Here is a 13,509-nt window from a genome sequence, read left to right as displayed (position 1 = left end):
ACATACCTTATTAACAGGTGCATGTGGATAAGCCTGTGGATACTTAAGGGGACAAGCGTGCTTAATGGGCTTAAAACCCTTAAGCCGCCTGTGGATCGTTAAAAACGGTCCTGGGAGTTGTCCCCATCCACACCCTGTTTAAAACCCAGTTAACGCACACTTCGTGAACAGGGCTTAACCGCGGAACTGCACGGCGAGATGGGGTTATCCACAGTTTCCACAGCAGTTATTAACACTACGAATCCCAAAAAATTGAAATCCCTCAAATAACAATCTCGTTCTGCCACACTCCGAGCCCGGCCATCGGCCAGGCCGAGGCCAGCCTGCGGCTGTCCACATACGAGGGGTCCGGCCGATCGGGGATGGGTTAATAGCGGATCTTCCGGCTAAGCTGTCAGCAGCGCTCCCATCCTCGGGTCTGTTTGTAGTTCGCTCAGTGCGGACCATGCAGGTTCCGGTGCGGGAGTGCGGAGATTTAGCGGCTTCCAAGCATGGATCCGCAGCTACTACATGGCAGCAGCAATGAAAGGCGGCACCCCTCCGTGAAGTTCAGAGTCGACCGCGACGTCCTGGCAGAAGCCGTTACGTGGACCGCGCGGTCGTTGTCTCCGCGGCCGCCTGTTCCGGTGCTTTCCGGCCTCCTCCTCAAAGCCGAGGCAGGAACCGTAAGCCTGTCGAGCTTCGACTACGAGACGTCGGCACGCCTGGAAATCCCGGCAGACATCGCCGTTGAGGGCACCATCCTGGTATCCGGGCGCTTGTTGGCAGACATTTGCCGCAGCCTCCCCTCCGCACCGGTCGAGGTGGAAACCGATGGCAGCAAAGTCACACTGACCTGCCGTCGAAGCAGCTTCCACCTGGCTACCATGCCTGAATCCGAATACCCGGCCTTGCCGGCTTTGCCGGCAATCAGCGGCACATTGCCGGGTGACGCTTTTGCACAAGCCGTTTCGCAGGTCATCATCGCGGCCAGCAAGGACGACACCTTGCCGATCCTCACCGGCGTACGCATGGAGATCGAAGACGATCTGATCACGCTCCTCGCCACGGACCGTTACCGCCTCGCTATGCGCGAAGTTCCCTGGAAGCCTGTTACTCCGGGAATTTCGACCAGCGCACTGGTCAAGTCCAAAACCCTGAACGAGGTTGCCAAGACCCTCGGTGGCAGCGGCGACATCAACCTCGCCCTCGCGGACGATGACAGCCGCCTGATCGGCTTCGAAAGTGGAGGACGTACCACCACGTCACTCCTGGTGGACGGCGACTACCCCAAAATCCGTTCGCTGTTCCCGGACTCCACACCGATCCACGCGACAGTCCAGACCCAGGAACTCGTCGAGGCCGTACGCCGTGTATCGCTCGTTGCTGAACGGAACACTCCGGTCCGGCTCGCCTTCACCCAGGGTCTGCTGAACCTCGACGCCGGTACGGGCGAAGACGCGCAGGCTTCGGAAGAGCTCGAAGCCCAGCTTTCCGGCGAGGACATCACCGTTGCGTTCAACCCGCACTACCTGGTTGAGGGCCTGAGCGTTATTGAGACCAAGTACGTTCGCTTCTCGTTCACCACAGCTCCCAAACCGGCCATGATCACAGCCCAGGCTGAAGCTGACGGCGAAGACCAGGACGACTACCGCTACCTCGTGATGCCGGTCCGCCTGCCCAACTAGCAGGCACTACGGACACGTCAACCCACCTTCCCAGAAAAGAGTTCACACTGTGCACATCGGACTGATCGGCCTTGGAAAAATGGGTTTCAACATGCGGGAACGCATGCGGAACGGCGGCATCAGCCGCCTGATCGGCTTCGAAAGTGGAGGACGTACCACCACGTCACTCCTGGTGGACGGCGACTACCCCAAAATCCGTTCGCTGTTCCCGGACTCCACACCGATCCACGCGACAGTCCAGACCCAGGAACTCGTCGAGGCCGTACGCCGTGTATCGCTCGTTGCTGAACGGAACACTCCGGTCCGGCTCGCCTTCACCCAGGGTCTGCTGAACCTCGACGCCGGTACGGGCGAAGACGCGCAGGCTTCGGAAGAGCTCGAAGCCCAGCTTTCCGGCGAGGACATCACCGTTGCGTTCAACCCGCACTACCTGGTTGAGGGCCTGAGCGTTATTGAGACCAAGTACGTTCGCTTCTCGTTCACCACAGCTCCCAAACCGGCCATGATCACAGCCCAGGCTGAAGCTGACGGCGAAGACCAGGACGACTACCGCTACCTCGTGATGCCGGTCCGCCTGCCCAACTAGCAGGCACTACGGACACGTCAACCCACCTTCCCAGAAAAGAGTTCACACTGTGCACATCGGACTGATCGGCCTTGGAAAAATGGGTTTCAACATGCGGGAACGCATGCGGAACGGCGGCATCGAGGTCACAGGTTTCGACCGCAATCCGGACATCACGGATGTCACTTCCGTCGATGAACTCATCGCGGCTTTGCCCACCCCGCGGCTGGTATGGGTGATGGTCCCGTCAGGTGCCATCACGGATGCTGTGGTCACAGAGCTTGGTGAAAAGCTTAGCCCCGGTGACATGGTGATCGACGGCGGTAACTCACGTTTCACCGAGGACCAGAAGCACGCCGCGGCACTCGCCGAAAAGAACATCCGTTTTGCGGACTGCGGTGTCTCCGGTGGCGTTTGGGGCCTGCAGAACGGCTACGGCCTCATGGCCGGCGGTGCGGACGAAGACATTGAACTGGCCCTGCCTGTTTTTGATGCCCTCCGCCCTGAAGGCGAACGTGCCGACAGCTTCGTCCACGTCGGCGGCGTTGGGGCAGGTCATTACGCCAAAATGGTCCACAACGGCATCGAATACGGCCTCATGCAGGCTTACGCCGAGGGCTACGAATTGCTCGCTGCCAAGGACATCGTGAAGGATCTTCCGGGAACTTTCCGTGCATGGCAGAAGGGAACGGTTGTCCGCTCCTGGCTCCTGGACCTCATGGTCAAAGCCCTCGACGAGGATCCGGGCCTGGCCTCGATCGACGATTACGTGGAGGACTCCGGCGAGGGTAGGTGGACCGTGGAAGAGGCCATAGCCAACGCGGTACCGGCCCCAGCCATTACTGCTGCACTGTTCGCCCGGTTTGCTTCCAGGGAAGACAACTCGCCGGCGATGAAAATGGTTTCCGCACTGCGTCATCAGTTCGGTGGACACGCCACCCGTCCGGCCAGTTAAGGCCGCTGGAGCCCTGCAAACGGCGTGTATCTCGAACATCTTTCACTGACGGATTTCCGCAGTTACGCACAAGTTGACCTGAAGCTCGGCCCAGGCGTGACCGTACTGTTGGGTTCCAACGGGATCGGCAAGACCAACCTGATGGAAGCCATCGGGTACCTTGCCACGCTAAGTTCGCACCGCGTGAGCACGGATGGTCCGCTGTTGCGCTTCGGCACGGAGCGGGCCATGGTCCGGGCGAGGCTTGTCCGCGGCGAACAGTCCACCGTTATCGAGCTTGAAATCAACGCCGGCCGCGCTAACCGGGGCCGCATCAACCGCAGCAACCCCGTCCGTGCGCGCGACATCCTGGGCATCTGCCAAACAGTACTTTTCGCTCCAGAGGACTTGGCGCTGGTGAAGGGCGATCCTTCGAACCGCCGCCGATTCCTTGATGAGCTCTTGGTGAGCCTTGTTCCACGGCATGCTGCCACACGCAGCGATTACGACCGCGTCCTCAAACAACGCAACGCGCTCCTGAAGTCAGCACGGACGGGTAAGTTCACCGCGGGACACGAAGCAACTCTGGATGTTTGGGACCAGCACATGGCCCGGGCCGGTGCTGAACTCCTGCACGCCCGCCTTGAACTCGTGGAGCGGCTCCGCCCTCACCTCAACAATGCCTACGCGCAGTTGACTGACGGAACCAAGGAAGCCGGTGCCGTCTACCGTTCCACGCTCCAGGACATACTGGACGACGACGGCGGCCCGGCAGACCGCGCAACGGAACCGTCGTCGTCGGCCGAGGACCTTCGGGGGCTGTCCGTGGAGGAGCTCACCGAACGGTACATCCAGGCTTTCGCGGCGTCGAGGAAGAAGGAACTGGAACGGGGGATCTCTCTGGTGGGGCCGCACCGGGACGAGCTGGAGCTCGTTTTGGGCCAAGCGCCCGCGAAGGGGTACGCCTCCCATGGCGAGACCTGGTCCATGTGCCTTTCCCTGCGGCTTGCTTCCTACTACGTCATGCTGGACGACTCCCGCACGGGCGGGACCGCGCCGATCCTTATCCTGGACGATGTCTTTGCCGAACTTGATGTTCAACGGCGGCGTAAACTGGCTGCAATAGTGGCCGGCGCCGAGCAGGTGCTGGTTACGGCCGCCGTCGACGCCGATATCCCTGAGGAGCTGGCCGGACGGCGCGTTACCGTTGTTCCGGGAGGCATCGATGGCGAAGGATAGCGGCGACGGACTCCAGCCCGGCCGGGATCCGGACGAAATTGACGCGGCCCAGGCAGCGCTGAACCGCATGCGCGAGGCTGCTGCCGCCCGTGGCGAAGTAAGGCAACGAGCTCCCCGCCCCGGATCAGCCCCCCAACGCAAAGGCCTCCGCAATACGAGGGGTTTCACCCAATTCCACGGCAGCGGCCGCGACCCTTTGGGCCTGGGCAAGGTTGTTGGACGCTTGGTGGCTGAGCGGGGATGGACGTCCCCGGTGGCCGTAGGGTCCGTCATGGCTGAATGGGAAACCTTGGTTGGCCCGGACATCTCGTCCCATTGCACTCCGGAGAGTTTCACGGACACTACGCTTCACGTCCGCTGTGACTCCACCGCATGGGCCACCCAACTGCGGCTGCTCAGTTCAAGCCTGCTTGAGATGTTCAGGAATGAACTGGGCGAAGGCGTAGTAACAAGCATCCAGGTCCTGGGTCCATCGGCTCCAAGCTGGCGAAAAGGCGGGCGAAGCGTCAACGGACGCGGCCCCAGGGACACATACGGCTAAACGGCGTGCAGGGCGATTCAACGCCCCTGGGCCGTATGGACCCCCATCGGGACCACCGCAGGGCCATTGCGGACAGGGCCAGTGGCCTCCCACGGGCATATTCAGCTCTCGGCTGCCCCCGTATTTGCAAGGATTCGCGCGTATCCACGATAGAATTGGCGTAGATCACTGAGCGCCGGTGAAACGTCGTCCAGGTCCTGAATCCACTCATGTGGCCTCAGGGACCCCTTCGTCGGAGTAGTCGGCGCAATCAGTCACGTGCCCGTTGACGGCCTCGGTTCGCCGTGGACAGCACCGGGAACGGCCGACATCGAGTACAGAGGAGTCGAAAGCGCCTGTGGCTAACGACAATGCAGAGACCTTGGCAGTAGAGCCCGAAGAGGAGACTGTTCCCAAGCCCGACACGCCCGCAGAGGCGCCCAGGGAGTACGGTGCCAGCGATATCACCGTGCTGGAGGGCCTCGAAGCCGTGCGCAAACGCCCGGGTATGTATATCGGCTCCACCGGACCCCGGGGCTTGCACCACCTGGTTTATGAAGTGGTGGACAACTCTGTTGATGAAGCCCTGGCAGGCTATTGCAGCCACATCGAAGTTACTCTTCGCGCGGATGGTGGCGTCCGGGTAGTGGACGACGGCCGCGGTATCCCCGTGGACATCCACCCCACCGAAGGCAAGCCGACGGTCGAAGTCGTCATGACCATCCTGCACGCAGGTGGCAAGTTCGGCGGCGGCGGATACGCGGTCTCCGGCGGCCTTCACGGTGTGGGTATCTCCGTGGTCAACGCTTTGTCGCGTCGTGTGGACACGGAAGTCCGCCGCCAGGGCCACGTCTGGCGGATGACCTTCGCCGACGGCGGTAAGCCGCAGGGCGAACTCGTCCAAGGCGAGGCTACGGAAGAGACCGGTACTTCCCAGACGTTCTACCCCGATGGCACCATCTTCGAGTCCACTGAGTTCGATTTCGAGACGCTGCGTGCCCGGTTCCAGCAGATGGCCTTCCTTAACAAGGGCCTCAAGATCACGCTGACCGACGAACGCCCTGTTATGCGCGACGGCGACGACGACCTTGACCTCGACGCCGTTGCTACCGAGGGTGAAGTCAGCGCCGAGCACCGCACGGTGGTGTACCAATACCCGGACGGCCTGCTGGACTACGTCAAGCACCTGAACTCGAATAAAAAGGTTGAAATCGTCCACGAGGACGTCATCGCCTTCGAGACTGAAGACACGGAGCGGCACATCGCCGTCGAAGTCGCCATGCAGTGGACCACCGCGTACTCGGAGAGTGTCCACACCTACGCGAACACCATCAATACCCACGAGGGCGGAACCCACGAAGAGGGTTTCCGCGCCGCGATGACTTCGCTGATCAACCGCTACGCGCGGGAGAAGAGCATCATCAAGGAAAAGGATGACAACCTCACCGGTGACGACATCCGCGAAGGCCTCACGGCAGTCATCTCGGTCAAGCTTGCCGAGCCACAGTTCGAAGGCCAGACCAAGACCAAACTGGGCAATTCCGAGGTCAAGGGATTCGTCCAGCGCGTGGTCACGGACCAGCTGGGTGACTGGTTGGAGCGAAACCCCGGCCCCGCCCGCGACGTCATCCGCAAGGCCATTTCGGCTGCCCAAGCCCGTATGGCTGCCCGTAAAGCCCGCGATAACGCCCGCCGTAAGAGCCCCCTGGAATCGTTCGGCATGCCCGGTAAGTTGTCAGACTGCTCTTCGAAGGATCCGTCCCGCTGCGAGGTTTACCTGGTGGAGGGTGACTCGGCCGGTGGTTCGGCAAAGCGCGGCCGCAACCCGGAAACCCAAGCCATCCTGCCCCTCCGCGGCAAGATCCTGAACGTTGAGCGCGCCCGGCTGGACAAGGCCCTTGGCAACGCCGAAGTCCAGTCCATGATCACGGCTTTCGGTACGGGCATTGGCGAGGACTTCGACATCGCCAAGCTCCGCTACCACAAGATCGTCTTGATGGCCGATGCCGACGTCGATGGCCAGCACATCACCACCCTGCTGATGACGCTGCTGTTCCGCTACATGCGCCCCCTGATCGAAAACGGTTACGTCTACCTGGCCCAGCCGCCGCTGTACAGGATCAAGTGGTCCAACGCGGCGCACGACTACGTTTACAGCGACCGTGAACGCGATGAGACCATCCGCAAGGGTGCTTCCATGAACAAGCGGCTTCCCAAGGACAACGGTATCCAGCGCTACAAGGGCTTGGGCGAGATGGACTACACGGAGCTGTGGGACACCACCATGGATCCCGATCGGCGCACGCTTTTGCAGGTCACCATGGATGACGCGCTGGCCGCCGACCAGACCTTCTCCGTCCTGATGGGCGAGGACGTCGAATCGCGCCGAAACTTCATCCAGCAGAACGCCAAGGACGTCAGGTTCCTCGATATCTAGGGGCCCCAGCGGGGCATCTAGATATTCCAGAACCGACATATACCTGAAACGGAAACTTAGATTATGAGTGACGAAACTCCCGAAGTCCCGGCCTCCAACGACGCCGAGGACGTTGTTCTTGAGGGTGATGTGCTGACTGACCGCGTGGAACAGGTGGACCTGCAGACGGAAATGCAGCGGTCCTACCTGGACTACGCAATGGCCGTTATTGTCGGCCGTGCCCTCCCTGACGTCCGGGACGGTCTCAAGCCGGTTCACCGTCGCGTCCTGTACGCGATGTTCGACGGCGGTTACCGCCCGGACCGCTCTTTCAACAAGTGCGCCCGCGTGGTCGGCGATGTCATGGGTACCTACCACCCGCACGGTGACATGGCGATCTACGACGCTTTGGTCCGCCTCATCCAGGACTGGACCATGCGCTACCCGCTGGCACTTGGCCAGGGCAACTTCGGTTCGCCCGGTAACGACGGCGCAGCCGCGCCCCGTTACACCGAAACCAAGATGGCCCAGCTGGCCATGGAAATGGTCCGGGACATCGACGAGGAAACCGTCGACTTCCAGGACAACTACGACGGCAAGAACCAGGAACCCACCATCCTGCCGGCCCGGTTCCCCAACCTGCTGGTCAACGGTTCCTCAGGCATCGCCGTCGGCATGGCCACCAACATTCCGCCGCATAACCTCCGCGAAGTCGCCGAAGGTGTCCAGTGGGCGCTGGATAACCCCACGGCCACCCGGGAAGAGCTCCTTGAAGCACTGTTGCTCCGTATCAAGGGACCCGATTTCCCGACGGGTGCCACGATCCTCGGCCACAAGGGCATCGAAGACGCCTACCGTACCGGCCGCGGCTCCATCACCATGCGCGCAGTGGTCAATGTGGAGGAACTCCAGGGCCGCACCTGCCTGGTAGTTACTGAGCTTCCCTACCAAGCCAACCCGGACAACCTGGCCATCAAGATTGCCGAACTGGTCAAGGACGGCAAGATCCAGGGCATCGCCGACCTCCGCGACGAAACCTCGGGCCGTACGGGCCAACGCCTGGTGATCGTGCTCAAGCGCGACGCAGTGGCCAAGGTTGTCCTCAACAACCTTTACAAGCACACGCAGCTGCAGGACAACTTCTCGGCGAACATGCTTGCCATTGTCGACGGCGTTCCGCGCACCTTGAGCCTGGACGCCTTCATCCGGCACTGGGTTGCTCACCAGATGGACGTCATTGCCCGTCGCACCAGGTACCGCCTGCGTAAGGCCGAGGAAGAAGCACACATCCTTCGTGCACTCCTCAAGGCACTGGACATGTTGGACGAGGTCATCGCCCTCATCCGCGCGTCGAACACCACTGAGGCGGCCCGCGAGGGTCTCATGGAGCTCCTGGAGATCGACGAGCTCCAGGCCCGCGCCATCCTGGACATGCAGCTCCGCCGCTTGGCTGCCTTGGAACGCCAGAAAATCCAGGACCGTCATTCAGAGCTCGAGGCGATGATTCAGGAATACAACTCGATCCTGGCCTCCGAAGAACGCCAGCGCCAGATCATCAGCGAGGAACTCGCCGAGATCGTGGCCAAGCACGGCGACGATCGCCGCACGCACATCCTGATGGGCTTCGACGGCGACATGTCCATGGAGGACCTGATCCCCGAAGAGGAAATGGTCGTCACGATTACGCGCGGCGGATACGTCAAGCGCACCCGGAGCGACAATTACCGCTCGCAGCAGCGCGGCGGCAAGGGAATCAAGGGTGCGCAGTTGCGCGGCGACGACGTCGTGGAGCACTTCTTTGTGACCACCACGCACCACTGGCTGCTGTTCTTCACCAACCTGGGACGCGTCTACCGCGCTAAGGCCTATGAGCTTGCGGAAGCTGGCCGGGATGCCAAGGGCCAGCACGTCGCCAACCTCCTGGCCTTCCAGCCGGACGAGCACATTGCGCAGGTCCTGGATCTGCGTGACTACCAGCAGGCACCCTACCTGGTGCTCGCAACCAAGAACGGCCTGGTCAAGAAGACAAGGCTGGAGGACTACGACACCAACCGCACGGCCGGTGTCATCGCCATCAACCTCCGTGACGAAGACGAACTCGTCTCTGCCCAGCTGGTCAGCGAAACCGACGACCTTCTCCTCGTGTCACGCAAGGGCCAATCGATCCGCTTCACAGCAACAGATGACGCTTTGCGCCCCATGGGACGTGCAACATCCGGTGTGACCGGTATGAAGTTCCGTGAAGACGACGAACTTTTGGCCGCCGATGTGGTCCAGGACGGCTCGTTCGTGTTCATTGTGACCGAGGGCGGCTACGCCAAGCGCACCGCCGTCGACGAATACCGGCTCCAGGGCCGTGGCGGCCTGGGCATCAAGGTTGCCAAGCTTGCCGAAGACCGTGGCGACCTTGTGGGTGCCTTGATCGTGCAGGAAGAAGATGAAGTCCTGGTGGTCATGGAGGGCGGAAAGGTGGTCCGGTCAGCCGTCACCGGAGTCCCTGCAAAGGGCCGCGACACCATGGGCGTCATTTTTGCCAAGCCTGACAAGAATGACCGGATCATCGAAGTAGCACGCAACAGCGAACGCGGTTTGGAAGTCGAAGAATCTGAGGACGGACTCGACGATGACGTAACGTTGGCTGAAGACGACGGCGCCGCTGAGGCGACCGTCACGCCCGAAACGGAAAACGACGCAGACCCGGAAACCGAAACGGGCGCGGAGCTGAACGAAGACAATACCGGAGGTAACGAGTGAGTAATTCCGACTCATATCCCAAGCCGAGCACAGGTGTCCCCGGCGGACTCCGGCAGCCCTCGGGCAGCGCCCAGGCAGGAACCCCTGCACGGCCGCAGCAGCGTCCAGGAGCCGGCGAAGCAGGGGCACGCCCCGCGGTCGGCACCAACTCTGCCCAGCGGCCCGCGGGTGCTCCCGGCCAGCGGCCCGCCCAGCCGGGACAGCGTCCCGCAGGAGCAGGCGCAGGCGCCCAGCGCCCGGCAGGTGCTCCCGGCCAGCGGCCCGCGCAGGCCGGACAGCGTCCCGCAGGAGCAGGCGCCCAGCGACCCGCCCAGGGCGGTCCGGGCTTGGTAAAGCCCGCTCCCAAGGCCAAGGTTCGCCGCGCACGGTTGCTTGTCAGCAAGGTCGACCCGTGGTCGGTCCTGAAGATGGCTTTCCTTCTGTCCGTTGCACTGGGGATTGTCACCGTGGTGGCTGCGATCGTCCTCTGGACCGTCCTGGACCTGACTGGCATCTTCAACCAGGTGGATAGCCTCCTGGGCACCCTGGCAGGTTCCGAAGGCAGCGGATTCGAATTGAAGAAGATCGCTTCCCTGGGGCAGGTGGCTTCCTTCGCCACCATCATTGCCGTAGTAAACGTGGTCCTGCTGACCGCCCTCTCCATGCTTTCCGCCGTTCTGTATAACATTTCGGCAACGTTGGTTGGCGGCGTGGGCGTCACCTTGACCGACGATTAGGAAAAAACCGCGGAAATACGCCAAAAATGGCTGAATTCCGTGGTGGGAAAGCCTCGATTTGAGATCGGGCCGGGATGTGCTGTACAGTCATATCTCGGCCCGATGAGGCATCGGGGCGTATAGCTCAGGCGGTTAGAGCGCTTCGCTGATAACGAAGAGGTCCCAGGTTCAAGTCCTGGTACGCCCACGGAACCAAAAGTGGTTCAGGTAAAACTGAACTGGAATGAGGTACTTGTGAAGAAGTTGCTTGTAGTAGTTGCAGCAGCGATCGCAGGTGTCCTGGTCTATAAAAAGGCCCAGGAATCCGAAGCCCGGAAGGATGTCTGGAGCCAGTCGACCGATAACGTCGATTAGCCGAGGAGCCCGGTTAGGACTGGTAATTCACAGTCAAAACTTAGGGTATGATTGACGGGTTGCTTCTTATGGGGGCATGGCGCAATTGGTAGCGCACCTGCTTTGCAAGCAGGGGGTTCGGGGTTCGAGTCCCCGTGCCTCCACCATAAGAAAAGTCCCGGTCAGAAATGGCCGGGACTTTTGCTTTTAAGCCCACCGCTTTCCGAGGCGCCAAAGGCTTGTGCGGTGTAAGGCAAGCTCAAGGGGCTGGAACCCGCTGGAGCGCCTGCTCGATGAATGACTTCAACTCACTGCGTCCCAGAACGGGCGTGACAACGCCAAGTTCCAGGGTCGGCTGGGCCTTCGCCGCCGCTGTGGTCAACGCGCCCTCCGCACTCTTACGCGCCGTTGCTGCCGACGCTGTATCTCCCCCCTTGGTTGCCTCCAGCATGACCAGAGCGTCCTCGACGCCGTGTCCGTATTCGGCCGCGGCCGCAACCCATGCCGTGGCATCCTGGGCAAATCCCGGCTGTGCCATCCGTGGCAGAAGCTCCGGCAGGCGCTGAAGTAGCAAGGCGCGGGCCTTCAAACCACCGGAAGGCACCCGGCCGGCGTCGTAATCCTGCCAGAACTGGTCAATATCTCGCCGCAGCTCGGGCGCGGAAGGCGTTAGTTCGTCGTCCTGCCAGTCCTGGTTGAGGTCAACGAAGGCACGCACTGCGGCTTGGACTTCGGGGTAAGGACCCGCCAGCAGGGAGAGGGCAGCATTCATGGATTCGTCTGGCTGATAAGCCGGGCCGTTCCAGGAGAGATCGGCGTAATTGAAGATGGCAGGTAGGGACAGGTATGGCTCAATCATCGGGTTGGTGACGATGCCCCGGACTGTTTTGTAGAGGTCGGCGTCCCTGCCGATCACGGGCGCCAGGAACAAGCGGTCTTGGGAGTAGTCGTTGACTGGGTAGTTGTCCCAGAGGACGATATCCCGCGGCGACCCGGGCCTCCCGTAACTGTCGCTTGCCGTCTTCGCCGAGTCGAGGGTGATGCGGTGCGAAACCACGTCCTCACCGGTCCACTGCACCACAACGTCCGGGTTCAGTGCCTTGCCGAGTTCCCTTTTGTAGGCGGTGCTGTCCGAACCGTTGTAGAAAGTGGGGACAGTTTCCAGCGGTTGGACGCCCTGTTTGCCCACGATGAACTTCTCATTGATGTCGTTCAGGAAGGAGGCCTGGGCTTTGGCCAGGTTTGCCTGGCCGGAGCCGAACTCCCGGAGGTCTTCTGCGCACTGGACTTTGGTGGCTATGTCGTCAAGGGGAATCACGAAGGATCGAACACCAAGCGAATACAACGATTCAAGCTTGGCCACGGCGTCGTCCAAATCCGATGTACGCGAGTAGCAGACGTCGATCCCGGGTGAGAGGGCATAGCTGAACCGGAGGTGATTGGCCGCGGCGGCGTCGATAAGTTCCCGCAGGTCACCGAGTTCCTGGCTGGAGTACAGGTCGCGCCACTTTTCCCTCAGCAGGGGATCGTCCTTGGGGGAATAGATGTAGGTATTCATCTTTTGCCGGCCAGCGAATTCGATGACGTCGAGGCGGGCCTGGTGAGACCAAGGCGTGCCGTAGAAGCCCTCGATGACGCCTCGGGTTTCGGTCAGCGGCCAGTCGCTGATGCGCACGGCCGCCAACGCACCGTCCTTCAGCAGTTGGCGAAGCGTCTGCACTCCGTGGAAAACGCCGTCGTTGTCCCGGCCGGCCAACACCGCCGTCGGAATCCCTTCAATTGTTCCAGTAGCTACGGCGTAACCCTCGGGCCGTTCGAGTGCGCTCCGAATCTCCGGGTCGCCGTCCAAGCGCAGTGCTTTGAGGGCGGCATCGGAATCGGTCCCAACACGAATGGCTGAGGCGCCCTGGCTAGGGGTGGAAAGTGTAGTCACGACTTCGGCCGTTCCTCCGGCTCCGGCAATCAGATCCCGCACGGCGTCGACCGAGGCTTGGTCCGTTCCCTCCGGGGCTACGACGTACACATGGCCGTTCAGGGGAACGGGCCCGCCGGCTCCGGCGCGGGCATGTTGCGGCACGGGGAAGATGCTCGGAACCACCGCAATATCTCCGCCCTTCCCGTCGGGACGGTCGTGGGCAACAACGAACCACCCGCTCACGACGAGGGCGGCAACGAGTGCCACGCCTGCGATCAGCAAGAGGACAGGCCGCCTGCGTCGGGCGCCGGCGCTGATGGGTGCGTTGTTCAATCAGGTAACCCCTTGTGTATGCCGTAACCGGCTCACGGGAATGCTGAGTCTAGACAATCACACTGTCCCTGCATCAGGTAGGGATAGAAGCGCCTCATCGCCACACTAAGGTGGATC

Annotated in this window: 9 protein-coding genes, 2 tRNA genes and 1 pseudogene; 11 read left to right on the top strand and 1 reads right to left on the bottom strand. The window is 61.7% G+C overall.

Features of this window, described 5'->3' with window-relative positions:
* Positions 1–542 precede the first annotated feature (542 nt).
* From dnaN to AC5RU9_RS16100, 11 genes and pseudogenes are all read left to right on the top strand, one after another.
* The gene (gene dnaN / locus AC5RU9_RS16150) at positions 543–1,667 is read left to right on the top strand and encodes a DNA polymerase III subunit beta (RefSeq protein ID WP_011772783.1); all 1,125 of its coding nucleotides are present in this window, start codon (positions 543–545) and stop codon (positions 1,665–1,667) included.
* Between the two features lie 49 nt (positions 1,668–1,716).
* Positions 1,717–2,253, top strand: a complete 537-nt coding sequence (locus AC5RU9_RS16145; protein ID WP_494017238.1) for a DNA polymerase III subunit beta — start codon at positions 1,717–1,719, stop codon at positions 2,251–2,253.
* 22 nt (positions 2,254–2,275) lie between these two features.
* Positions 2,276–3,187 (top strand): annotated as a pseudogene (gene gnd / locus AC5RU9_RS16140) (phosphogluconate dehydrogenase (NAD(+)-dependent, decarboxylating)); the annotation flags it as partial.
* A 24-nt stretch (positions 3,188–3,211) separates the two neighbouring features.
* The gene (gene recF / locus AC5RU9_RS16135; RefSeq protein ID WP_494017237.1) at positions 3,212–4,405 is read left to right on the top strand and encodes a DNA replication/repair protein RecF; all 1,194 of its coding nucleotides are present in this window, start codon (positions 3,212–3,214) and stop codon (positions 4,403–4,405) included.
* On the top strand, positions 4,392–4,946 hold the full coding sequence (locus AC5RU9_RS16130) for a DciA family protein (protein WP_211710339.1): 555 nt from the start codon (positions 4,392–4,394) through the stop codon (positions 4,944–4,946). The genes recF and AC5RU9_RS16130 overlap by 14 nt, the downstream gene beginning before the upstream one ends.
* 337 nt (positions 4,947–5,283) lie before the next feature.
* Complete coding sequence (gyrB, locus tag AC5RU9_RS16125) at positions 5,284–7,362, top strand: DNA topoisomerase (ATP-hydrolyzing) subunit B (RefSeq protein ID WP_494017236.1); 2,079 nt, start codon at positions 5,284–5,286, stop codon at positions 7,360–7,362.
* A gap of 63 nt (positions 7,363–7,425) precedes the next feature.
* Positions 7,426–10,095, top strand: coding sequence for a DNA gyrase subunit A (gene gyrA, locus AC5RU9_RS16120; protein ID WP_211710341.1), 2,670 nt, complete (start codon positions 7,426–7,428; stop codon positions 10,093–10,095).
* The gene (locus AC5RU9_RS16115) at positions 10,092–10,811 is read left to right on the top strand and encodes a DUF3566 domain-containing protein (protein ID WP_494017235.1); all 720 of its coding nucleotides are present in this window, start codon (positions 10,092–10,094) and stop codon (positions 10,809–10,811) included. Before gyrA ends, AC5RU9_RS16115 begins: the two co-directional genes overlap by 4 nt.
* Before the next feature lie 113 nt (positions 10,812–10,924).
* Positions 10,925–10,998: transfer RNA gene (locus AC5RU9_RS16110), tRNA-Ile, on the top strand.
* Positions 10,999–11,009: 11 nt separating this feature from the next.
* Positions 11,010–11,165 carry a DLW-39 family protein gene (locus AC5RU9_RS16105; RefSeq protein ID WP_494017234.1) on the top strand — a complete coding sequence of 52 codons (156 nt, stop codon included), beginning with the start codon at positions 11,010–11,012 and terminating at the stop codon, positions 11,163–11,165.
* A 70-nt stretch (positions 11,166–11,235) separates the two neighbouring features.
* Positions 11,236–11,311, top strand: a tRNA-Ala gene (locus AC5RU9_RS16100).
* 92 nt (positions 11,312–11,403) lie between these two features.
* Here AC5RU9_RS16100 and AC5RU9_RS16095 read toward each other — a convergent pair.
* The gene (locus AC5RU9_RS16095; protein ID WP_494017233.1) at positions 11,404–13,392 is read right to left on the bottom strand and encodes a glycoside hydrolase family 84 protein; all 1,989 of its coding nucleotides are present in this window, start codon (positions 13,390–13,392) and stop codon (positions 11,404–11,406) included.
* Positions 13,393–13,509 lie beyond the last annotated feature (117 nt).

The organism is Arthrobacter sp. B0316-5-4 (genome assembly GCF_059090325.1).
Note: the sequence above shows the minus strand (reverse complement) of the source record. Positions and strands in the feature narration are given on the sequence as shown.